Genomic DNA, 22,998 nt, shown 5'->3' on the forward strand with positions numbered 1-22,998 from the left:
GTTTGGCAACAACCCAGCCGGACCCACCCAAGGAGCCCGAGTATGAACTTTGCCCCAGACCCGCCCGCCAAGCCCATCCTTCTGGTGGTGGACGACACTCCAGATAACCTGCTGCTAATGGCTAACCTGCTGAAGGATCTATACACAGTGAAGGCTGCCAACAACGGCGAGAAGGCAATCAGCATTGCCCGAACCGTGCCGCAGCCGGACCTGATCCTGCTCGACATCATGATGCCCGGCATGACAGGCCACGAGGTGGCGCGCATCCTGCAATCCGAACCCGGCACGCGCGACATCCCTATTATCTTCCTCACCGCCATGGCCTCCAGCGCGGACGAGACGGCCGGCCTGGAAATGGGCGCGGCCGACTACATCACCAAGCCGATCAGCCCGCCCGTGGTGCTGGCACGGGTGCGCACGCAACTCAAAGTCAAGGCGGCGGCCGAATTCCTGCGCGACAAGAACGACTACCTGGAGCAGGAAGTGCAGCGCCGCACCCGCGAGTTGGGCGCGATCCAGGACGTGACCATCCACGCCATGGCCTCGCTGGCCGAGACGCGCGACAACGAAACGGGCAACCATATCCGCCGCACGCAGCATTATGTGAAGGTGCTGGCCGAGCACTTGCGCGACCACCCGCGCTTCCGCCACTTCCTCGACGACGCCACCATCAAGCTCCTGTTCAAATCGGCGCCGCTGCACGACATCGGCAAGATCGGCATCCCGGACCGCATCCTGCTCAAGCCGGGCCGTTTCACGCCGGAAGAATTCGACATCATGAAGACCCACACCACGCTTGGCCGCGACGCCATCGCGCACGCCGAGCAACAGCTGGGCATGGACGTGGGATTCCTCAGCCTGGCCAAGGAAATCGCCTACAGCCACCAGGAAAAATGGGATGGCAGCGGCTACCCGCAGGGCTTGGCCGGCGACGCTATCCCGATCTCAGCGCGCTTGATGGCGGTGGCCGATGTGTATGATGCCTTAATCAGCCGCCGTGTCTACAAGGAAGGCATGCCGCATGAAAAGGCCGTCCAGATCATCGTGGAAGGCCGCGGCTCGCACTTCGATCCCGACGTCTGCGACGCCTTCCAGGCCTGCCTGCCGGTATTCCAGCAAATCGCCGCGCGCTTTGCAGATAGCGATGCGGACATGGCCAGGCAAGCGGAGGCCATCGCTCATGTGGCGCCGGATCTGGGCGCAGCGCCGTGAAGTCGCCCATCGCTTACCTGGAACAGTGGCCGCTGCGCCGCAAGCTGATACTCGGCTTCTGCTCGCTGCTGCTGCTGTCGCTCGCCCTTGGCGTCCAGAGCCTGAGCACGCAGGACCAGCTGGGCCGCGATATGCAGCGCATGCTGCGCGAAGGCCTGATCGGCATTGTGCAGGTCAAGGAGGCGCGCATCCAGCTGACCCGAATGGAACTGGCGCTGCACCGCATTGCCGGCGCGCGCGACCCCGCCGCGCGCGACCTGGCGCAGCAGGAACTGGAAGCAGCGCGAGAACACCTGCGCTTCGCCTCCGAAGAGGCGCGCACTACTCTGCTGCGTGCCGACAACCAGCAGCGCCTGGCCGCCTTCGAGGCACTGTTGGCTCGCATTGAACGCAGCAACGAGGACGCGCTCGACCTGGTCAAGCAAAACCGCCAGGCGGAAGCACGCGCCCTGCTGGACGATCCACGCTATGTGAAAGCCCTGCACGACGCCGACCACAACCTGGCCGAAATCGCCGCAATCAAGGACGCCAACGTGCGTTCCACCATTTACGACATCCGCCAATTCGCACTAACTAGCAGCACGCTGACATACACGCTGCTGGTGGGCGGCCTGGGGCTGGCCTTCCTGCTGGCATGGTCAATCAGTCTGTCGATCCGCCGCCCCATCAATCAGGTACGCCAGGCAGTCGACGAACTGGCCGCCGGCAAGCTCGACAGCGCCATTCCGCATACCGACTACCGCAACGAAACCGGCGACCTGGCGCGCGCCATCGTCAAGCTGCAGATTGAGGCGCGCCAGCTGGAAGCCCAGCGCTGGATCAAGGCGCAGGAGGCCGCCATCCAGGCCGAGCTGCAGCACGCCACCGCGCTGGACGAACTGGCGCAGCGCTTCCTGGCGCTGGTGGCGCCGCTGCTGCGGGTTGGGCGGGGCGTCCTGTACACCCCGGACGACAGCGGCCAGGTGCTGCGCCTGCGCGGTGGGTATGCGGTGGACGCGGCGCAGCCGCCGGCTGCCGAGCTGCCGTTCGGCAGCGGCCTGCTGGGCCAATGCGCGCAGGACCGCCAGCGGCGCCGCCTGGACGCGCTGCCGGAGCAATACACCCCCATCCAGTCGCAGCTGGGCCAAGCCCAGCCGCGCCACTTGCTGGTTCTGCCGCTGCTGCATGGGGACCGCCTGATGGGAGTGCTGGAGCTGGCCAGCTTCGAAGCGCCCGGTCCGGCCGAAGCCGAACTGCTGGACGGCTTGCTGCCGCAGCTGGCCATGGCCATAGAAATCAAGCTCCGCAACCAGGCGGTGCGCACGCTGCTTGAGCGCACCGAACGCCAGTCGGCCGAACTGGCACAGCAGCAGGTGGCGCTGAAGGCCACGGAAGCCTGGTACCGCGGCATCATCGAGGCCGCGCCGGACGGCATGCTGGTGGTGGACGCCGGCGGCAATATAGTCATGACCAACCCGCAGCTCGACAAGCTGTTCGGCTACGCCGCCGGCGAATTGCACGGCCTGCCGATCGAAACCCTGGTGCCGCAGACGGTGCGCGGCCGCCACGTGGGCGAACGGGACGGCTTTATCGGCCACGGCACGGCGCGCCAGATGGGCAATGCCGGCGCCGACCTGCACGGCTTGCGCAAGGACGGCAGCGAGTTCTCTGTGGAGATTGGCCTGTCGCGGCTGCCGGCGATCGCCGACCGCGGCGTGTGCGTATGCGCCTCGGTGCGCGATATCAGCGACCGCAAGCAGGCCGAGGCCGAGGTGGTGCGCGCCAAAGAGATCGCCGAGGACGCCACCCGCGCCAAGAGCGACTTCCTGGCCAATATGAGCCACGAAATCCGGACGCCGATGAACGCCATCATCGGCATGAGCCACCTGGCGCTGCGCACGCAGCTCGACAAGAAGCAGCGCAACTACATCGAGAAAGTGCACCGCTCGGCCGAAAACCTGCTGGGTATCATCAACGACATCCTCGATTTTTCCAAGATCGAAGCGGGCAAAATGGGCATCGAGGACATCCCGTTCCGGCTCGAGGACGTGCTGCAGAATTTCGCCAGCATGATAGGTTTGAAGGCCGAGGACAAGGGGCTGGAGCTGCTGTTCGCGCCCGCGCCCGGCCTGCCCACCGCGCTGGTGGGCGACCCGCTGCGGCTGGGGCAAATCCTGATCAACCTGGGCAACAACGCGGCCAAGTTTACCGAACAGGGCGAAATCGTCGTGGGCGCCGAGCTAGCGGACGAGGCGGACGGCCGGGTCGAGCTGCACTTCTGGGTCAGGGACAGCGGCATCGGCATGACGCAGGAACAGTGTGCGCGGCTGTTCCAGTCCTTCAGCCAGGCCGACAGCTCCATCACCCGCAAATACGGCGGCACCGGGCTGGGGCTGGCGATTTCGCGCAAGCTGGTGGAACTGATGGATGGCCGCATCTGGGCCGACAGCACCCCGGGCCAGGGCTCCACTTTCCACTTCCACGCCTGGTTCGGCCAGCATGTAGAAGGCCAGCCGCGCCGCATGTTCCACGCGGACGAGCTGCTCGGCCTGCGCGTGCTGGTGGTGGACGACAATGCCAGCGCGCGCGAAATCCTGTCCACCATGGCCCGCAGCTTCGGCCTGGAAGTGGACGTGGCGGACAACGGCCAGAGCGCACTGCGCGCGCTGGTGGAAGCCGAGAGCAAGTCCCTGCCCTACGACCTGGTGCTGATGGACTGGCGCATGCCGGTGATGGACGGCGTGGAGGCGCTGCGCCGCATGCAGGCCGGCGCGGTCGCCCAAGTGCCGTCGGTGATCATGGTCACGGCCTTCGGGCGCGACGAGGCACACGACGAAGCGGTGCGCCAGCAAGTGGCGCTGCCGGCGGTGCTGACCAAGCCGGTTACCCCGTCCACGCTGCTGGAGGCGATCGGCGAGGTGCTGGGCAAGGGCGTAGTGGCCGAGACCAGGCGCGCCGAGCGCGAAGACCGCAGCGCCGCCGACATGGCCGGCCTGGCCGGCGCGCGCCTGCTGCTGGCCGAGGACAACGACTTGAACCAAGAACTGGCGCGCGAGTTGCTCGAGAGCGCGGGCATCGACTTGACCATCGTCGGCGACGGCAAGCAAGCGCTGGACCGCCTGTCCGCCGATCCGGATTTCGACGGCGTGCTGATGGATTGCCAGATGCCCGTCGTAGACGGCTACAGCGCCGCCCGCTGCCTGCGCGAGCTGCCGCAGTTCGCGGCGCTGCCCATCATCGCCATGACCGCCAACGCGATGTCTGGCGACCGCGACCTGGCGCTGGAAGCCGGCATGAATGACCACATTTCCAAGCCGCTTAACGTCGCCGCCATGTTCGCCACCATGGCAAGGTGGATCAAACCGGCGCCGCACCGGCTGGCCACGCCGGTCCCTGCAGCGCCCGGCGGAGCTGCCGTGCCGCCCTTGTCCGGCCAGCTTCCCGGCATCGACGTGGACGCCGGTCTGGCGACCAGCATGGGACGGACGGCGCTGTACACGCGCATGCTGCGCCGCTTCCGCGAGAGCCACGGCCGGTTCCGGGCCGATTTCGACGCGGCGCTGCACGGCGGCGACGCCAGCGCACCGGCCCGCACTGCCCATACGCTGCGCGGCACCGCCGGCAATATCGGCGCCAGGGCGCTGGCCTCCGCCGCCGCGGCGCTGGAATCGGCCTGCAAAGCGGGGGCCGGCGCCGATGACATCGCGCCCCTGCTGGCAGTGGTGGAGCAGGAATTGACGACCGTGCTGGCAGGGCTTGCCAAGCTCGACGGCGCCGCAACGCAAGCCGTCGCGGAAGATGCGGCAGCGCAGGCGTCGGCGCCGTTGTCCCCGCAGGTGTCTGCCATGCTGGTGCGGCTACGCCTGCTGCTGGCCGACAGCGACACGGGCGCGATGGACCTGCTGGAGGCGCTGGAGACGCTGGCGGACGGCCAGCCGCTGGCACGCCAGCTGCGCAAAGTCAGCCAGCAACTCGAGCGTTTCGACTTCGACGCCGCACTGGCCGAGCTGGAGGGCCTCACGCTGCCGGCTTGAGCCGGGGGCTCGCGCCACAGCCGGCACCAGCGGCTTGGCCGGCACCGGCGGCTTGGCCGGCAGCGGTCAGCAGCGGTCAGCAGCGGTCGGCAGGGCGCTATGCCGGCAGCACCGGCGGCGCGGCCGGCAAAGTCACGATCAGCGTCGTCGTCTGGGCCTCGTCATCCACCGCAAAGGCCACGTCGCCGTGCTGCGCGCGCGCCAGCAAGCGCGCCGAATAGGTTCCCAGCCCGGTTCCCCCTGCCCTGCCGCCCGTGACGAACTTGTCGAAAAAGCGCGGCCGTATCTGCTCCGGGATCACGCTCTTGTTAATTATCTCGATGCGCAGCGGGCTGCCGGCGTACAGCGTGGCGCTGACCCGGCTGCGCTCAGGCGCGGCCTCGCAGGCATTCTTGATCAGGTTGTTGAGCAGCGAATACGTCAGCATGGCATCGCCCAGCCCCACCGGCGGATCGGTGCCGACATCGAAATCGGTGTCGACCGCGATCACCAGCTGCTTGCCGGCGTAGCTGGCGCGCGCCGTTTCAACGACCCGACGAAGCACGTCGCTGATCGGCAGCGGTTCCGGCCGCAGCAGGTATTTTCCGGTCTCGATCTTGTACAACTCGGTCGACAAGTTGACCATGTCCGTCACTTGCAGCATCGCCTGTTCTGCGAGGCGCAATTGCTCGCCCTGGCGGCGATCCAGGTCACCTGCGTCGATCAGCGCCTGCAGGATGCCAATGGCGCCGGCCAGCGGGCCTTTCAGGTCGTGGCGAGTCATGGCTTCCACGTCGTCGCGCAGGCGCGCCATGGCCAACATATTGTCGTAGTCGGCCTGCAATTGGCGACGCAGCTCAACGTAACGCATGAAATTGGCCACGCGTAGCTTGAGCTGGAAAGGGTCGATCGGCTTGGTAACGAAATCGACCGCGCCCAGCGTCATTCCCTCGGTGCGGGCGGCGTCGCTGGTCAGGGCCGTGACAAAGATGATAGGCACGTTCTCGGCATTCGGATGCTGGCGCATGCGGCGGGCCACCTCGAAGCCGTCCATATCGGGCATCATCACGTCCAGCAGCACCAGGTCGGGCGGCGTGTCGGAACAGCACAGCGCCAGCGCCTTTTCGCCGTTGTGCGCCGCCTTGATGCGGTAGACGCCTTTGAACACGTTTGCCAGCACATGCAGATTGTCGGCCGTGTCGTCAACCAGCAGCAGGGTCGGCGGCGGCGGCGCCAGCGGCGGCAGGTGGACCGGGCCGGCCGCCGCGGCATGCGGCGGCGCCGGCATCGCAGCGGACTGGGCGCCCGGCGCCGGTTCGGGAGCCCGGTGGGAGATGGCGCGCTGCACGCTGGTTGCCAGCCGCCCCGCCGTGTAAGGCTTCACCAGCAGGTCGCTAACGCCGCTGGCGATGGCCGCCTCGATGCGGGTGCGCTCCGCCTCGGCGGTGATCATGATGAACGGCGTGTGGATATGGCGCGGACTGGCGCGCATTTGCTGCAACAGCGCAATGCCGGTCATGGCGGGCATATTCCAGTCGGAGATCACGAGGTCGTAGCGCTTGCGCTCCAGCATGCGCCAGGCTTCGGCTCCGTCGCCGGCCATGTCGATCGGGCCGTAGCCCAACGACGCCAGCTGCCCCGCCGTCACCTTGCGCATCGTTTCAACGTCGTCCACCACCAGCACCTTCAACACCTGCGCCATACGCCCTCCGGGGTAAGCTCAACCGCTGCGTACGGCGGTCGCACACATTATCAGGCAAATTTTCTGTCCCCGCATCTATTTGTCGCTGGCGGCGGGACATTCAGCCCACGACGGCCTGCAGATAGATGGCGCTGAATTCGGGTGGGAGGCGGCGCGGGCGGCCGGCGCTGATGTCGACGCACACCAGTTCCCAGCGGCCGCGCAGCACAGTGGCCTGGTCACTGTTGCGGATCAGCTGGAAGCGGCGCTCCATGGTCATCTTGCCGTCGCTGGCGGTGAGCCAGGTGGCCAGCGTGAGCGGCTCGCCGAGGCGCGTGGCCAGCAGGTAGTCATAGGTGGCGCTGCGGATGGCCATGGCGCGGTCCAGGCGGTGGTAGTCGGCCAGCGCCAGCCCCAGTGCTTCGGAGTGGGACCAGCCTATCGCTTCGCACCAGCGCACGTAGACCGCGTTGTTGGTGTGCTGCAGGCCGTCGATGTCCTGTGCCTGCGGCTGCAGCGGCATGGTATAGGCTTGCGGGTAGTCCCAGGGCATGGCGTCTCAGTGTGGTCCGTGAGCCGCCATTATAGGGCAGCGCTCAGGCCAGCGCGGGCCGCGCGTAGACGTGCTGCGCCGCCGCCGTGACGACGCGGCCCAGCGGCACTTCCACCCAGCGGTGGAAGGCGGCACCGGCGGCCAGGCTGGCGCTCCAGGCGATCAGCATGCCCGCTGCCTGCCAGTACGGTTCGGCCGGCGCGTAGCGGGTGAAGGCTGCGTTCACGATCAGGCAGACCGGGAAGTGGATCAGGAAGACCGCGTAGGACGTGCGCGCCAGCGCATTGACGGCTTGCCAGGCGCACCCGGCGTCGGCGGCCAGCCTGGCGCGGCCGAAGGCGAACAGCATGCAGGCCACCGCCAGCGCCACGGCGATGCGGAGGCGGAACTCCAGCACCAGCGCGGCCAGCGTGGGCAGCACCAGCATTGCCAGCAGCAAGGCCACCGCGCCGGGCTTGCGCTTGGCGTCGCTGGCCCACCAGGCCAGCACGCCGAGGCCGTAGCTGCCGAAGAAGTATGGCGCCCAGTTGTCCCAGCCGCTGTCCAGGTTGAAGTACAGCAGGGAGCTGGCGACAGCGGCCAGCATCACGGCGGGCATCAGCCAGGTGCGCAGGCTGTCGCCGGCCAGGCGGCCGGAAAGCCACAGCAGCAGCACCATGGAGACGTAGAGCTGGAAGTCGATGGCCACGTACCAGGCGCCGGCCGACAGCGATTCGTAGCCCAGCACACTGTGCAGCAGCAGCGCGTGCGCACTGAGCTGGCCGAACGTGGCGGCGGCGGAGATGGAGTCGTGCGACATCCAGGCGCCGGCCAGGGCGTTGGCGCCCACCGCCAGCAGCGTGGCGGCCATGAAGGGCGGCGCCAGTTTGGCGTAGCGGCGCCAGATGGTGTGCAGCGGCGCGGCCACGCCGGGCCGGCCGGCGGGCGACAGGGACTTCGCGGCCAGGAAGCCGCCAGCGACGAGGAAGACCTGCACGGCGATGCGTGCATGGCCGGTGAGCCAGTCCATCAGCTCGGGCATCAGGGCGCGCACGTGGTCGGACATGGGACCATAGAAGGCCAGGTGGTGCAGCACGATCAGCTGTGCAGCACCCGCCTTCAACAGGTTGATCAAGCCAAATTGTGCCGGGGCGGCGGCCTGCCCCGTACGTGCTGCTACTGCGTTCATTCCCATCCCTTGCTTGCGTTTCCATTCTCCGACAATGCCTACGCGCAAGACTCGCTGGCTTTGATATTGCGGACCGGGCGGTATGATAGCCGAAGTTTACGGTTGGGGTCGCCCTGCAGGTGGGGCGCGGGGGCGCGCGCCCTCGGCGCGCGGCGCTTCCCGCGCAGCGGGAAGCAGATGGGCGATTCGGAGAGGGTTTGCGCGGCACGCGCAAACCCTTCGAATCCCACCGTTCCGTCCAGAGCAACGAAAAAAGCCTCCCGCAGGGGAGGCTTGGATTCGAACCCACGATACAGGTATAAGCCGTATGCATCCTTAGCAGGGATGTGCCTTCGGCCACTCGGCCACGTCTCCTAGCTGATTACTCAACTATGCCTTCCCCTTCACGTTGCCGTGCCGGAGTCGACGAGCGCTATAGTAATGGCAGCTTCCCGATTGGTCAAGGGACCGCGTTTTCCTTTAGTGCTTGCGCTGCTGCTTGGCGCCGCCGCCCTTGCCTTTGTCGCTGCCGGCCTTGGTGTGGCTGGCCGCGTCCTTGCCCGCTTTGGGCTCCTCCTGGACCGCCGACTGCTTGGATCCCGAACCGGCCGACGATTGCTTGCTGCCGCTGCCCGATTTTTGCTTCGCCATGACGCCCTCCCTTGGTTGATTGTGGCTGTGCCTAGCTTGCGCGCGCCCGCTCCACCGCTCTGTGCACCAGCTAACAATCAGGCCACTTTCCCGCACCGTCCTCTCCCTATGTGGGGAACATAACTGTCGAAAGCATGAGCTCAGCGTAGGCTGTGTGAAACAGAGGAGACGCCATGACCGCCAGCGAGAAGTTGCGCATTGAAGAAAGCGGCCCTGCTGCCAGTTCGCCCGCGTCAGGCGGCTGGTTCGGCAAGCTCGGACCCGGCCTGGTGGCCGGGGCGGCCGATGATGACCCCAGCGGCATCGCCACCTATTCCCAGGCCGGAGCCCATTTCGGCTACAACATGGCCTGGACCATGGTGCTGACGTTCCCGCTCATGGTGGGCATACAGTTGATCAGCGCGCAGATCGGCCGGGTCAGCGGCCATGGCCTGGCCACCAATATCCGCCGCCACTACCCGCCCTGGCTGCTGTACTCGATTGTGTTCCTGCTGCTGGTGGCTAATATCATCAATATCGCCGCCGACGTTGCCGCCATGGGCGACGCGGTGCGCCTGATCGCGGGCGGCCAGGCGCACTGGTACGCGGCAGGCGCCGGCCTGCTGTCGGTATTTTTACAGGTGACGATGCCCTACCAGCGCTATGTGAAAGTGCTGAAGTGGCTTACGCTGGCCTTGCTGGCCTACGTGGCGACTGCCCTGATGCTGAACCTTCCGTGGCTGCACATCGCCAAGGCTATGGCGATGCCGCAGCTAAGCTGGGACAAGTCCTACATCACCACCCTGGTGGCCATCTTCGGCACCACCATCAGCCCCTATCTGTTCTTCTGGCAGGCCTCGCAGGAGGTTGAGGATTTGCGCGCCGATCCGGAGGCGCAGGCGCTCAAGCACGCCCGCGCGCAGGCGCCGGAGCAGCTGCGCCGCATCCGCATCGACACCGTGGTGGGGATGGGCTTTTCCAATCTGGTGGCGTTGTTCATCATGCTCACCACAGCCGCCACGCTGGGTGCGCACGGCATCACGCACATTGAAACGTCGGCACAGGCGGCGTCCGCGCTGCGGCCGATAGCGGGCGAGTTCGCCTTCACCCTGTTTGCCGTCGGGATTATCGGCACCGGACTGCTGGCCGTGCCCGTGCTGGCGGGGTCCGCAGCCTATGCCATTGCCGGTGCCATGCAGTGGAAGAACAGTCTGGAGCTGCCCTACCCCGACGCAAAGAAGTTCTACGCGATTATCATCGCCGCCACCGTGGGCGGTACGGCGCTGTGCTTCACCAAGATCGATCCGATGCGGGCGCTGTACTGGAGCGCCGTCATCAACGGCGTGATCGCCGTGCCGGTGATGGCGGTGGTGATGCTGCTGGCCGGGCGCAAGGGCGTGATGGGGCCACTGGTCATTTCGCGCCGCCTGCGCTTCCTGGGCTGGACCTGCACCGCCGTCATGGCGGCGGCGGTGGCCGCCATGGCGCTCACTTCGCTCCGCTAGCGTCCATGACCTCCAGTGGCACGCCGCCGCGCGCGGTGCGCAGGTTCACCAGCCGGACCGGCTCCAGCGCGTTCTCCGCCTTGCCGTCGGTGGTCACCGCCAGCGCGATGGTGTTCTGGCCGTTCGGGTTCAGGATGCCCGGCGGGATGACGAAGGTGCGCTGCGGGCCGATGTTGGCGGCAAACTGGCCCATGTTCCAGCCGTTTACGAAAATCAGCGCGCGGTTGCTGCGCTCCGAGCGCGGCTTGCCCGTGTCGCCGAAGGCCAGGCCGAGCTGCACGTCGTGGCCCTTGGGCAGGTCCAGCGCAAAGCTGGTGCGCAGCCAGTAGGTGCCGGGCGCCGGCGGCGCGTCACCCGGTCCGGCGGCCTGCCAGCCGTCCTGCCGGCCCGGCAGGTGCCAGCCCTGGCGCTCGCCATTCAGGCCGCCGTTGTTCATCGGACCGCGCACCACGTCGGCTATCTGCTCGCCACCCTGGTTGCCCTGGATGCGCCATTCGATCGGCACAGCGAAACGGTTGCCGCCGCGCGAGGTGAGCGAGGCCGAGATCAGGCCGCGCGCTTCGCGGTGGTAGTCGTCCGCCATCAGGTTCCAGTTGTGCGAGTTGTTGCGCACCATGACGGAGATCAGGTGCTCGCCCGGCGCCAGATCGCCCAGCGCGAACTTCACGCTGTCGGTGGTTTCAGGGAACTGGCGGCCGGTGTCCATTTCATCCTGTCCCAGGAACTTCCCGTCCACCCACACCTGGATCATGCCGGCACCGCCTGCGCCGTAGAACAGCTCGAGCTGGTTGGCTTTCTGGCCGCCCACCGTGGCGCGGCCGCGATACCACACGTCGCCGTGGTGGAAGCCGTAGTCGCTCATGCTCAGCGTGGGCTGGCCGCGCTCGGGCGTGGTCCAGGTCTGCGCGGCGGAGGCGCGGCTGTCGGCTTTGACCCACTGGCTGTCATCGAAGGCGGGCTGCGCTTCCGGGCTGTCCATGCGGCGCGTCCATGGCTGCGCGGCGAGGTCCGGCAAGGCCACGGGCGCCGGCCCCTTGACGGTGCCGGTCTTGATGCTGCCGTCCGGCTGCACGCTCGCCGCCAGCGCCTCGCCGTTGAAGGTGACGGCCGACGCGGCCGGCGCCCCCCAGATTTCCAGCGCCGCATCCTGGCTGGTGTCGCCGGTGAGCGCCAGCTTGCCGCCTGCCAGTGTTGCGGAGCGCACCAGCGCCGGGGTCAGTTCCAGCATCGCGCCGCTGGCCGTGTCCTGGCGCCACATCTGGAAGCTGGTTTTTTCGTCGGCCAGCAACAGCAGCATGGGCGCGCGGCCGCCGCCGCTGATGCGCACGCGCGCCAGGCCGTCGTGCACGTAGCTCAGTTTCAGGTCGCCACGGGCGGCGTCGAAGCTGGAGGCCACCTTGCCGGACAGGACTTCCACCTTGGGTGCGGAAACGTAGCGCAGCACGGTCTCGCCCTCCTCCCTGTCGCGGCCATGCAGCAGCACGACGTCGCGCTCGCCGTTACGGAAATGGGTCTGGATCTCCGAACTGGAATACACCAGGTGCTGGCGTTCCATGGGGTAGGAGGCCAGCAGCAGCTTACCGTCCTGGCCGTTCACGCGCACCGGGATCTGGTACGTGCCGTCCCTGGTGGCCAGGGAAAAGGTGGCGCGGTCGTCGCTCAGCGCGTCGGACGGGTTATGCACCGCGAACAGGATGTGGGTGCCCAGCCTGGAATTGATGTTGTGGTAGACCTTGATCTTGCCGTTGCTGGGTTTGAGCTCGGGCCCCTTGTCCATCTCGGCCAGTGCCTGCTCCGCCGCCTGCACGAACATGCCTTGCTGCTTGAGCGCGTAGGCTTTGTCGCGCAAGCCCCGGTCTTCGGCAATGGCTGCGCCGTAGTCGTAGGAGGTGTACACCACCGGCCCGGCCAGCCAGCCCCACGAGGTGCCGCCGAAGGTCATGTAGATGTTGTGGATGGTGATGCGGTTGATCAGGTTGGTGCCGTAGAACACGCGCTGGTAACCCTTGCCCTGGCGCTGCGCGGTGCAGTTGTAGGTGCCGTTCGACCCCCAGTAGTCGAACCAGCCGCCGCCCAGTTCTGCGGCGAAGCCGGGCGTCTTGGGCGAGGTGAGGCCGCCGGATTTCGGCCCGGGCTGGCCGTGGATGCCCCAGTCGGGCGCCTTGTTGGGACCGGACGGATCGGCGAACACATTGCAGGTGCCGCCCGGGTAGCCGTCGAAGGCATACAGGTCGGTGGGGCCCTGGTTGGCCCAGGGGGCGGCGGAATGCTTCGGCGCCCAGTCGGGCAGGCGGCCGGCGGCGTTGTGGAAGAACGGCACCGTGATGCCGTCGGCGCGCGCCTTGGCCGCCAGGTGCTCCATGTGGCGCACGTGCTTGGGCTCTACCTTGCCCAGCTCATTTTCCAGCTGGTAGGCGATGACGTTGCCGCCGCCCGTGGTGGCCTGGTGGCGGGCGATGATGGCGTTAATCTGCGTCATCCACTCGTCGGTGGCGGCGGTGTAGACCGGGTCGTCGGTGCGCGCCTCGGCGCGGTTGCGGAACATCCAGCCGGGGTAGCCGCCGCCGGTCAGCTCGGCGTTCACGTAAGGGCCGGTGCGGGCGATGATGTACATGCCCTCTTCCTCGGCGATCTGCAGCGCGCGCTCCACGTTGCGCACGCCGGAGAAGTCGTACACGCCGGGGGCGGACGAGTGGTAGCCCCAGTCGAAGTAGAAGGCCACGCCGTTGAAGCCGGAAGCTTTCATCTTCTGGATGACGTCGCGCCACAGCGAAGGGTTGGGCAGGCGGAAGGGGTGCACCTCGCCGGACCAGACCACCACGCGCTTGCCGTCCACGGTCAGCGAGTGCTCGTCCCAGGCGATTCTTTTCGGCTGGCCTTTGGGCTTGATGGCTTCCGCATAGGCTTTGGCGTCTTCGGCCAGCACGGTGAAGTGGCGCGCCACGCCCGATACGCCGCCGACTTCCTTCTTCGGCGTCCACTGCTTGAAGCTGCTGTCGCCGTCCGAGTACCAGGCGCCCTTCCCTTGCGCGTCGCCAAAATAGATGCGCCAGCCGCCGTCCGGCAGCCTGACCAGCGCCTGGCCCTCGCGGCCCGCGCCCCAGCCGGCCCAGTCGCCCTTCTTCTCCACGGTCCATGGGCTGGACAGGGAAGCGGCGGTAGCCAGTTCAATGTAGCCGGTTTGCTGGTTCCTGACGAAGGCGGCGTAGCCCTTGCCTGCCGCGACCACGAATGTGTCCAGGTAGCCTTGCAGGCCGGCCAGCGGCTTGGGCGCGGACCATGTCGCGAAGCCGGCGTCCGGTTCGAGAATGTGGGGAGCGAAAGTGCCCTTGGCGCCGGTGCTGGACAGCGAGACCACCACTTTCAGGCTGCCGTCCTTGTCGCGCAGCCATTCGGGCGCGCGGGCGCCGGCCACGCCGGGCAGGCTGATAGCGGCTTCGGGCAGCGGTTGCCAGGTTTTCAGGTCTTTCGAGCGCGCGACGCCAAAGCTGGCGCCGTCTTCGCTGCTGGTGTGGACCACATAGTAATAGCCATCGCTGTGGCGGATGATGGACGGGTCACGCAGCAGGGGCTGCGGGGCGGTGTAGGTTTCCGACGCCAGCGTGGCGAAGTTGGCGCCGTCGGTGGAGGTGAACAGGCTGAGCGCGTTGGGTGCGCTGGCGGTGAAGCTGGACATCAGGTAGACCAGCTGGCCCGCAGCCTTGTTAGCGCCCACGCCGGCCTTGGCCTGGGGTGCCTGCCGCGCGCTGTCGGACGCTTGCGGGATGCCCAGTTCTTGCGCCAGCGCAGCGCCGGCCAAGGTGCCGCAGACGGCGGCAACGGCGGCAGCAGCCGCGAGGCGGCCAAGATACGGGGCATGCGGCTGGGCGGCACGGCGGCGGGTATGGTTCGTGAGGGCCAAGTTCTACTCCTACGCTTATTATGGGACGTTCGCCCGCCATCCTAATGCGAGCCGCCGCCACGCATTTGTCAAAACGGTGATTGTTTGCAAAATTCGCCACTTTCGCGCAGGATGAGGGCCTGTGCAACGACAACGAGTGGAATGCGCTTGAACAAAATCGACATCCCCGTTTTACCCCGTCAGCTGTTTTATCTGGCGGTCACGCTGATAGCCCCGCTGGTGCTGACGATCAGCCTGGTCATCCTGCCTCCACTGAAAGCCGGTCAAGGCACGGACAGCAGGTGGGTGGCGCTAGGCATAGCTGCGGCGATCCTGACCGCCCTGACAGGCGTGTTGTTCGCAAGCGCGAAGCGGCATGAAGTGGAATTGAGCGAACAGTTGCTGGTGATACGGCATAGCCTGTACACGCTGGTGGTGCAGCGCGGAGCCGTGAAGCTGGCGACGGTACGGCAGGTCACCAGCACGGACGCGCTGGAGCTCACAAGCCGCAAGAATGGCATTGCGCTGTTCGGCTACTTGTCCGGCTGGTTCTGGAGCAGCAACGGCGCCCTTACCTTCTGCGCGGTATCGGCCATGCCTGCTCATGTCATCACGTTCGAAGGGGACGCCAAGTGCCGAAAATTGATCCTCAGCGCCAGTCCTGAAACCGTCCAGGACATCCTGCGATGGTGCGCAGCGCGGCCCGAATAAGCCGCGCGCGCAAAAGACGCCGCCTTTACTCGACCTTGCCCGGCAAGGTCAGCTTGCCCGATGCGACCTTGAACACGTCCACCACGCACAGCAGCGGGCTGTGGACGCTGGCGTTCACGCGCAGCGCGGCGGTGACGCCGTCGAAGCCGGCGCCGGTGACCTGGCTGACGTCGTCGAACGGTACCCGCACTTCGAGCGATTCGCCTTTGAAGATAGGGCTCCAGCCGGGGCTGTCGATCAGCAGCGGCAGGCCGGGCCAGGTCTTCGGCAGCCTGGGCTTGGCGCCTTCGGGGATGTCGACCACCTTGAGCGCGCCCTTGCCGCAGGCGTCGTCCTGCTTCAGCACGACCCAGTGCGAGTGCCACAGGTCGCCGTCGTTTTTCAGGTCGCCGTCGCCGTTTTCGTCGTACAGCGGGGTGTCGTCGAAATCGGGGTGGGAGGTGACGGCGAAGGCCAGGATGCCGGCACCTTTGTCGAAGCCGACCACCGACGGGTCCATCGTGGTGGGCCAGACATAGGAGAATACATTGCTGCCGGCCAGCTTGCCGACCTTAGATGGGCGCGACTCGCCGGCCTTGCCCGACACGGCAATGTGGAACACGGCGGTATTGCCTTCCGTGGAGATCTTGGTGTGGACGATGTCGAACGGCGCGTTCACCCCTTTGCCGGGCGCGGTCTGGATGCCGCTGGCATGCGCGTTCGGCGCCTGGTGGCGCTCATGGGCTTGCGCGCCGAAGGCGGTCAGCAACACGGCTGCAGCAATGGCTTGCTTGGTGAATTTCATTTCTTCTTTTCCTTCCTGAGTGGGGCCGGGAATCGGCCGAAACTGAAATGCTGTTTACAGCGCCGCGAGCCAGTCGCGCATCAAGGCACGGCCGGCGCGGATGAGGCCGTCTCCGTGGCGGCGGGTGTCTTCGCGCAGGCGCGGGAAGTCGACGCCGGCGTGCTGAAGTTCGACGGCATGGCCGGTGAGCCACTCTTCCAGCGCGTCCGCATGGAATTCGGCGTGGAACTGCAGGCCCAGTGCGTGCTTGCCGACGGCGTATGCCTGGCACGGCGTGTGCGGCGTCGCGGCGGCGGCAAGCACGCCATCCGGCGGCACGATGTTGTCGCCGTGCCAGTGCAGCACCGGCACGCCGCGCAGGTGCTGCAGCGGGCCGGCGCTGCCGGCGGCATCGGCACCGCCGGCGCCATTGCCACCACCAGCCAGCCCCAGCACCGACCAGCCGATCTCGGCCTCGGGCGCGCCGCTGCTTCCTATGCGCCGCACGACCCGGCCACCGAGCGCCGCCGCCATAAGCTGCGCGCCGAGGCAGATACCCACAGTGGGCCGCTTGCGCGACAGGCGCTGCGCCAGGCCTTCCACTTCCGCCGCCAGCCATGGATACAGTTCAGTGTCCTTGACGCCGATCGGGCCGCCCAGCACCACGATCAGGCCGGTGTCGATCCACTCCCGCTCCGACAATGGCGCCGCACCGGCGTGCCGGTAGCTGATCTGATAGCCGGCGTCCGCCAGGGGTTGGGCGAAACTGCCCAAGTCTTCAAACCGCACGTGATGGATTGCAATACAGTTCATCTCAGCTCCAGTAGTTAGGATTCCTAATTGATAACGCATCATATGCCCACACACATTGCCAGTCAAGAGTCCTAACTAAATTTCAAGAGCCACTCCTACATGCTGCGTCACAGCATTCCTATACCGGCGGGTGCGCCGGGGGCGCATCATGAACCACCCACCCAATGAGGACCCGCGATGAAAAACACCAAACTGAAGTACGCGCTTGGCGCCACCGCCGTGCTGGCCGCATCCTGGCTGCTGGTGCGCAGCAAGACCCGCCAGGCGGAAAAAGACCATCCGCCGCGCGGAAATTTTCTAACCGTAGACGGGGTACGCCTGCACTATCTGGAACAGGGAACAGGCCCGACGCTGCTGCTCTTGCACGGCAACGGCGTGACGGCGGAAGACTTCCGCAACGCGGGCCTGCTGGACCGCCTGTCACAGGACTACCGCGTGATCGCCTTTGACCGCCCGGGCTTCGGCTACAGTGCGCGGCCCCGCTCCACCGTCTGGACGCCGGCGGCCCAGGCCCGCCTGCTGGCGCGCGCAATGGCGCAGCTAGGCGTGACGCGCACCCTGGTACTGGCGCATTCCTGGGGCACGATGGTGGCGCTGGCGATGGCGCACCAGGAACCGCGGCTGGTGGCCGGCATGGTGCTGGCGTCCGGCTACTACTACCCCAGCGTGCGCTTCGACGTGCTGACGACCACGCCCGCCATTCCCATCATCGGCGACCTGATGCGCTATACGATCTCGCCGCTGATCAGCAGGCTGGCCTGGCCGCTGGTGACGCGGCGGGCGTTCTCGCCGCAGGCGGTGCCGGAGACGTTCCGCCAGCATCCAAAATGGATGAGCCTGCGTCCCGGGCAGTTGCGCGCGGAAGCGGCCGAGATCGCCATGATGATACCGAGCGCCGCCGCGCTGAAGGCGTCCTATCCCGAGCTGCGCATGCCGGTGGAAATCCTGGCGGGCGATGGCGACAAGATCGTGGACACGGACCACAACTCGGCGCGCCTGCACGAGGACATGGCGCAGAGCGCACTGACCGTATTGCCCGGCGCTGGGCACATGATCCAGCACATCTCCCAGCAGACGCTGGCGCAGGCGGTGGAGCGCGTCGCGCACACGGCGGCCTTGCTTGAAAGTCCAGTCTTACAGCCGCCAGGGATGCGCGCCGATGGCCCGCTTAGTACGCGCAGCCATACTGTCAGTTTTTGAGAAAGGGGGAGCATCATGGCAACCTTAAAACCATTAGCCTCTCAAGTCATGGTCGTCACCGGCGCCACCAGCGGCATCGGCCTGACCACTGCCCGCATGGCCGCCAAGCGCGGCGCGCGGCTGGTGCTGGCGGCGCGCGACCGGGCGGCGCTAGAGACGCTGGCCGCCGAGCTTGGGGATAGCGGTGCGCAGGCGCTGGCCGTGCCGACCGATGTCGGCATCCGCGCGGAAGTGCATGCGCTGGGCGAAGCCGCCCTGCAGCGCTTCGGCCGCGTGGACACCTGGGTCAACAATGCCGGCGTTTCCATTTACGGCCGGCTTGAGGACGTGCCGCAGGCGGACCAGGAGCAACTGTTCCGCACCAACTTCTGGGGCGTGGTGCATGGATCGCTGGTGGCGCTCCAGCTGATGAAGCAGCACGGCGGCGCCATCATCAACCTGGGCAGCGAGCTGTCCGACCGCGCCGTGCCGCTGCAGGGCATGTATTCGGCGTCCAAGCATGCGGTGAAGGGTTTCACGGATGCGCTGCGCATGGAAATCGAGAAGGATGGCGTGCCGGTGTCGGTTACCCTGATCAGGCCGGCGGGCGTCGATACGCTGTTTACCGGACATGCGCGCAATTACCTGGAGCACGAGCCGGAGTTGCCGGCGCCGCTGTATGCGCCGGAGCTGGTGGCCGATGCCATTTTGTATTCGGCGCAGCATGCGCGGCGCGATGTGTACGTGGGCGGCGCGTCGCGCCTGATGTCGCTGGAGGCGGCGCACATGCCGCGCCTGCTGGACAAGTTCATGAACCTGGTGATGTTCAGGCAGCAGCAGTCGGCGCGGCCGGCCGCGGCCAACCGCAGCGATGCGCTGTACCAGCCCAACGGGGCGGCGCTGCAGCAGCGCCAGGGCGGACGCCGCAGCAGGGTACACGAATCGTCGCCGTACACCTTCTTGAGCATGCGCGGCAAGCCGCTGGGCATGGCTTTGCTGGTGGGCGGCGCGCTGTTTGCTGCCTGGAAGCTGCAGGGGAAAGGGCAAGAAAATGCCAGGGTGAGAACCCTGGCAAGGTGAGGTATTCGGCGGTGCGGGGCACCGCCGAAACGCTGGGATTAGCGGTCGTTTTTGTGGCTTTGACGGCCCGCTTCGGCATGCTGCTCGGGCGTGCCGCCGCGCATGCCGGAGCTGCCTTTGCTGCCGCCCTGGTTACCGCCCTGGTTGCCGCCGCCACCGCTGCCCGAGCCGCCGCTGCCGCTCTGCTGGTTGCCGTCGTTTTTGTGGCTCATGCTGCCGGCTTTGCGCGCCTCTTCCGAGGTGAACTCGTGCGCTGCGCCGGAGGCGTGTGCCGCACGGCCGCCTTCGGCCGCGATTTCACGCTGGCGCTCAGGGTCCATGGAGGCGAAGCCGCGGTTGCTGGTGTCGCCACCTTTGTTGCCGCCCTGGTTGCCTTGGTTGCCGGATTGTTTGTTGCCGCCTTGGTTACCGCCTTGGTTCGAGCTTGCCATGATGTTCTCCTTTAAGCAAAAGTTTGTGGAGCCGCCGTCGGCACTGTGGCACAGCACCGATGCGGGAGTCATCATGGTAGGCGGATGCGGGGATTTTGGCGTCGGCTACCGTAGGGTGCTTTTGTAGGATGTGGCTGGCTTTGATGGACCGGGATTCAAAACGCGATGGGGACTGAGATTACTGGTCCGTTTCGTTCATCTCTTTTTTAGATGACGCGGGCGTCGCGCGCCCTCGGCGCGCGGGGCTGCGCGCATCGCGCGCAGCAGATGGGCGATTCGGAGAGGGCTGGGCCGGTAGGCCCAGCCCTTCGAATCCCACCGGCTCCGTCCGAACAAATAAAAAAGGGCTCCCGCAGGGGAGCCCGTTTTTATTTGTTCTGGATTCGAACCCACGATACAGGTATAAGCCGTATGCATCCTTAGCAGGGATGTGCCTTCGGCCACTCGGCCACGTCTCCTAGCTGATTACTCAACTATTTGCCCTCTCTTCCACGTTGCCGCTTCAGATCAGACGAGCGCTATATTAATGGCCCGCCCCTTGTTTGGTCAAGGAAACGGACCATCTTTTTTACTCTTTTTCCAGTTCGAACGCTTTGTGCAGCGCGCGTACCGCCAGTTCCATGTACTTTTCGTCGATCAGGACCGAAATCTTGATCTCGGAGGTGGAAATCATCATGATGTTGATGTTTTCTTCGCTCAGAGTGCGGAACATTTGCGAGGCGACACCTACGTGGGAACGCATGCCGACGCCGACCACGGAGATCTTCGATACCTTGGCGTCGCCCACCAGGGTGCTGTAGCCGATTTCGGCTTTCTGGCCTTCCAGTACGTCGATGGCCTTCTGGTAGTCGTTGCGCGACACGGTGAAGGTGAAGTCGGTTTTACCGTCCACGGACTGATTCTGTATGATCATGTCCACTTCGATGTTGGCGTCGGCCACCGGGCCGAGGATGTGGTAGGCCACGCCCGGACGGTCCGGCACGCCCAGCACGGTGATTTTGGCTTCGTCGCGGTTGAAGGCGATGCCGGAGATGACTGCTTGTTCCATGTTGGTGTCTTCCTCAAACGAAATCAGGGTGCCGGAGTTGGCTTCGGTGGCGAGATCCATCAGCGGATCGGTCAGCGACGACAGGACGCGCGTCGGTACGCGGTAGTTGCCCGCGAATTCCACGGAGCGCGTCTGCAGCACTTTCGAGCCCAGCGAGGCCAGTTCCAGCATTTCTTCGAACGTGATCGCCTTCAGGCGGCGCGCTTCCGATACCACGCGCGGGTCGGTGGTGTAGACGCCGTCCACGTCGGTGTAAATCAGGCATTCGGCCGCCTTCAGCGCGGCGGCGATCGCCACGGCCGAGGTGTCCGAACCGCCGCGGCCCAGGGTGGCGATGTTGTCGTTGTCGTCCACGCCCTGGAAGCCGGTGATGATGACGATCTTGCCGGCGTCGAGGTCTTTGCGCACGCGCTCGTCGTCGATCGACTGGATGCGGGCTTTGGTGAAGGCGGAGTCGGTTTTAATCGCCACTTGCCAGCCGGCGTAGGAGACCGCAGCCTTGCCGATCGCTTGCAGCGCCATCGACAGCAGGCCCACGGAGACCTGCTCGCCGGTCGAGGCGATCATGTCCAGTTCACGCGGGTCGGGCGGGTTTTGAATTTCCTTTGCCAGCGCGATCAGCCGGTTGGTCTCGCCGGACATGGCCGACGGTACCACGACGATCTGGTGTCCTGCGTCGTGCCATTTGGCGACGCGGCGCGCGACGTTCTTGATGCGGTCGGTCGATCCCATCGACGTTCCGCCATATTTGTGAACGATTAAAGCCATAACAGTGATGTTTCCGCTCGAAGATTGAAAAAAGGGAGGCTTGTTACTCTACATGTTGCAGTGCGAAACGACAAGCCAAAAAAGTTATGACGTCATACAGTATTGGCATATGGACATACGAAATCGCCACAGTACCGACTTTTATTTGGCTTCCCACCGGAATACCACACGTTCGCCGCCGCCCTGCCCTATTTGCTGGCAGTCCATGCCGATCCCGGCGGCAAACAGCAATTGGGCCGGGGTTTTCACCACCGGCAGGCGGCCGCGCTCCCAGGCGGGGATGCCCAGGGTCTGGTAGTGGTACTTGAGGGCGCGCGTGGGACGGTTGCCGGCCGGTTTCAGGCGTTCGCCGCCGCGCCGGAACTCGATGGTGAGGTACTGGCCGCGCAGCCAGGCCGCGTCCAGGCCCTGTTCCGCCGCCTCGATGTGCAGCACGCCGCCGTAGTCGGGGAAGTCGATGGCGGCCTGGCCGTTCCAGCGGAAGTCCTGGCCGGGCGAGTCGTCGAACTGGTCTTCGCGGGTGCCGGCGATCTCGGGCAGCTTGGCAATCAGGTGCAGGCGGTCGCGGTGGCGGCGCACGTCCACTTCGGGGTGCACCACCAGCATTTGCGTGTCGTGCCGCGCTTCGAGCAGCTGCGCCAGCATTTCGGACAGCCAGGCGGTGGACGGCATGCTCAGGCCGCGCAGCGCGAACCAGTGGCGCAGCAGGTTGTAGGCGCGGTCGGTGCTCATCTCGCGCAGCCTGGCCACTTGCAGGCAGTCGCCGTCCAGGGTGGCGGCCAGGTCCTGTTCGGCCAGTTCGGTCAGCAGGCGCTGGGCGGACTGCGCGTGCTGGGCGCTGCGCGCGAAGCGCTCCTGGAAGCCGGGGAAGTACTGCGCCAGCGCGGGCATGACCGTGTGGCGCAGCGCGTTGCGGGCGTAGCGCGGGTCGTCATTGGATTCGTCTTCGATATGGGCGATGCCGTGCTGCGCCGCGTAGGCTTCGAGCTCTTTGCGCGAGGCGGACAGCAGGGGGCGCATCATCACCAGGTCCGGATTGGCGAGCAGTTCGGGGGCGGTGTTGGCGGCGTCCATGCCGGACAGGCCGGCGGTGCCGGAGCCGCGCAGCAGCTGCAGCAGCACGGTTTCGGCCTGGTCGTCCTGGTGGTGGGCGGTGAGCAGCAGGTTCACGCCGTGCTCCGCGCACAGGGCGCCCAGCGCGGCGTAGCGGGCCTTGCGGGCGGCCGCTTCGATGCCGCTCTTGCGGGCGTTTTCCAGCGTGATGCGGCGCGCCTCGAATGGGACGCCGAGGGCGGCGCATTGCTGCGCGCAGTGGGCCAGCCAGGCGTCGGCGTTGGGGCTGATGCCGTGGTGGACGTGGAAGGCGTACAGGGCGATGCCCTGCTCTTTGGCATGGGCGTGCGCCAGGTGCAGCAGCGCGGAGGAATCGAGGCCGCCGCTCAGGGCGATGGCGATGCGGCCGCCGTCCTGCGCGCTGTTGACCGCCTGGGCGTAGGTGCTGGCGAGGGTGGCGGTTTGCTGCTTTTTCATGGGGACTCCGGGGGTGCTGGCGGCGCCCGGCGGGTTACGGCTGCGCCTAACCCGCCCTACGTTCCGATAGCGGGG

At 66.4% G+C, this 22,998-nt stretch carries 16 protein-coding genes and 1 tRNA gene; 6 read left to right on the plus strand and 11 right to left on the minus strand.

What is annotated here, in order from left to right:
• Window positions 1-42 precede the first annotated feature (42 nt).
• Both ASC94_RS28750 and ASC94_RS28755 read left to right on the plus strand, forming a co-directional pair.
• Complete coding sequence (locus tag ASC94_RS28750) at window positions 43-1,212, plus strand: HD-GYP domain-containing protein (RefSeq protein ID WP_056404482.1); 1,170 nt, start codon at window positions 43-45, stop codon at window positions 1,210-1,212.
• Window positions 1,209-5,225: a response regulator gene (locus tag ASC94_RS28755; RefSeq protein WP_056404485.1), complete on the plus strand. Its 4,017-nt coding sequence runs from the start codon at window positions 1,209-1,211 to the stop codon at window positions 5,223-5,225. Before ASC94_RS28750 ends, ASC94_RS28755 begins: the two co-directional genes overlap by 4 nt.
• Before the next feature lie 97 nt (window positions 5,226-5,322).
• On the opposite strand, the gene ASC94_RS28760 is transcribed toward ASC94_RS28755, so the two are convergent.
• The 4 genes from ASC94_RS28760 to ASC94_RS32860 all read right to left on the minus strand — a co-directional run bounded on the left by ASC94_RS28760 (window position 5,323) and on the right by ASC94_RS32860 (window position 9,236).
• A complete protein-coding gene (locus ASC94_RS28760; protein WP_056404487.1) occupies window positions 5,323-6,906 on the minus strand; it encodes a response regulator in 1,584 nt (527 codons plus the stop codon).
• A gap of 100 nt (window positions 6,907-7,006) precedes the next feature.
• Window positions 7,007-7,438, minus strand: coding sequence for a thioesterase family protein (locus tag ASC94_RS28765; RefSeq protein WP_056404489.1), 432 nt, complete (start codon window positions 7,436-7,438; stop codon window positions 7,007-7,009).
• Window positions 7,439-7,481: 43 nt separating this feature from the next.
• On the minus strand, window positions 7,482-8,606 hold the full coding sequence (locus ASC94_RS28770) for an acyltransferase (RefSeq protein WP_056404495.1): 1,125 nt from the start codon (window positions 8,604-8,606) through the stop codon (window positions 7,482-7,484).
• A 459-nt stretch (window positions 8,607-9,065) separates the two neighbouring features.
• A complete protein-coding gene (locus ASC94_RS32860) occupies window positions 9,066-9,236 on the minus strand; it encodes a hypothetical protein (RefSeq protein WP_157201636.1) in 171 nt (56 codons plus the stop codon).
• A gap of 173 nt (window positions 9,237-9,409) precedes the next feature.
• Between ASC94_RS32860 and ASC94_RS28780 the strand changes: the two genes are divergently transcribed.
• Complete coding sequence (locus tag ASC94_RS28780; protein WP_082616915.1) at window positions 9,410-10,720, plus strand: NRAMP family divalent metal transporter; 1,311 nt, start codon at window positions 9,410-9,412, stop codon at window positions 10,718-10,720.
• On the opposite strand, the gene ASC94_RS28785 is transcribed toward ASC94_RS28780, so the two are convergent.
• Complete coding sequence (locus ASC94_RS28785) at window positions 10,704-14,621, minus strand: beta-galactosidase (RefSeq protein WP_082616916.1); 3,918 nt, start codon at window positions 14,619-14,621, stop codon at window positions 10,704-10,706. The two genes, ASC94_RS28780 and ASC94_RS28785, sit on opposite strands and share 17 nt — an antisense overlap.
• Before the next feature lie 147 nt (window positions 14,622-14,768).
• Between ASC94_RS28785 and ASC94_RS28790 the strand changes: the two genes are divergently transcribed.
• Complete coding sequence (locus ASC94_RS28790; RefSeq protein ID WP_157201637.1) at window positions 14,769-15,311, plus strand: hypothetical protein; 543 nt, start codon at window positions 14,769-14,771, stop codon at window positions 15,309-15,311.
• Window positions 15,312-15,336: 25 nt separating this feature from the next.
• On the opposite strand, the gene ASC94_RS28795 is transcribed toward ASC94_RS28790, so the two are convergent.
• Both ASC94_RS28795 and ASC94_RS28800 read right to left on the minus strand, forming a co-directional pair.
• Window positions 15,337-16,095 carry a hypothetical protein gene (locus ASC94_RS28795; protein ID WP_056404499.1) on the minus strand — a complete coding sequence of 253 codons (759 nt, stop codon included), beginning with the start codon at window positions 16,093-16,095 and terminating at the stop codon, window positions 15,337-15,339.
• A gap of 54 nt (window positions 16,096-16,149) precedes the next feature.
• Entirely contained in the window at window positions 16,150-16,887 is a 738-nt protein-coding gene (locus tag ASC94_RS28800; protein WP_082616917.1) for a gamma-glutamyl-gamma-aminobutyrate hydrolase family protein, read from the minus strand.
• Between the two features lie 177 nt (window positions 16,888-17,064).
• Here ASC94_RS28800 and ASC94_RS28805 point away from each other — a divergent pair, with 177 nt between their 5' ends.
• Entirely contained in the window at window positions 17,065-18,087 is a 1,023-nt protein-coding gene (locus ASC94_RS28805) for an alpha/beta fold hydrolase (protein ID WP_056404508.1), read from the plus strand.
• A 15-nt stretch (window positions 18,088-18,102) separates the two neighbouring features.
• The gene (locus tag ASC94_RS28810) at window positions 18,103-19,146 is read left to right on the plus strand and encodes an SDR family oxidoreductase (protein WP_056404510.1); all 1,044 of its coding nucleotides are present in this window, start codon (window positions 18,103-18,105) and stop codon (window positions 19,144-19,146) included.
• Between the two features lie 38 nt (window positions 19,147-19,184).
• Here the strand turns inward: ASC94_RS28810 and ASC94_RS28815 are convergent, their stop codons facing one another.
• From ASC94_RS28815 to tilS, 4 genes are all read right to left on the minus strand, one after another.
• Window positions 19,185-19,577 carry a KGG domain-containing protein gene (locus tag ASC94_RS28815; RefSeq protein WP_056404512.1) on the minus strand — a complete coding sequence of 131 codons (393 nt, stop codon included), beginning with the start codon at window positions 19,575-19,577 and terminating at the stop codon, window positions 19,185-19,187.
• 373 nt (window positions 19,578-19,950) lie between these two features.
• A tRNA-Ser gene (locus ASC94_RS32865) sits at window positions 19,951-20,027 on the minus strand.
• A gap of 118 nt (window positions 20,028-20,145) precedes the next feature.
• A complete protein-coding gene (locus ASC94_RS28820) occupies window positions 20,146-21,393 on the minus strand; it encodes an aspartate kinase (RefSeq protein ID WP_056404513.1) in 1,248 nt (415 codons plus the stop codon).
• A 141-nt stretch (window positions 21,394-21,534) separates the two neighbouring features.
• Entirely contained in the window at window positions 21,535-22,923 is a 1,389-nt protein-coding gene (gene tilS, locus ASC94_RS28825) for a tRNA lysidine(34) synthetase TilS (RefSeq protein WP_056404514.1), read from the minus strand.
• Window positions 22,924-22,998 lie beyond the last annotated feature (75 nt).

The sequence above is a fragment of the Massilia sp. Root418 genome (assembly GCF_001425265.1).
Lineage (GTDB): Bacteria > Pseudomonadota > Gammaproteobacteria > Burkholderiales > Burkholderiaceae_D > Rugamonas.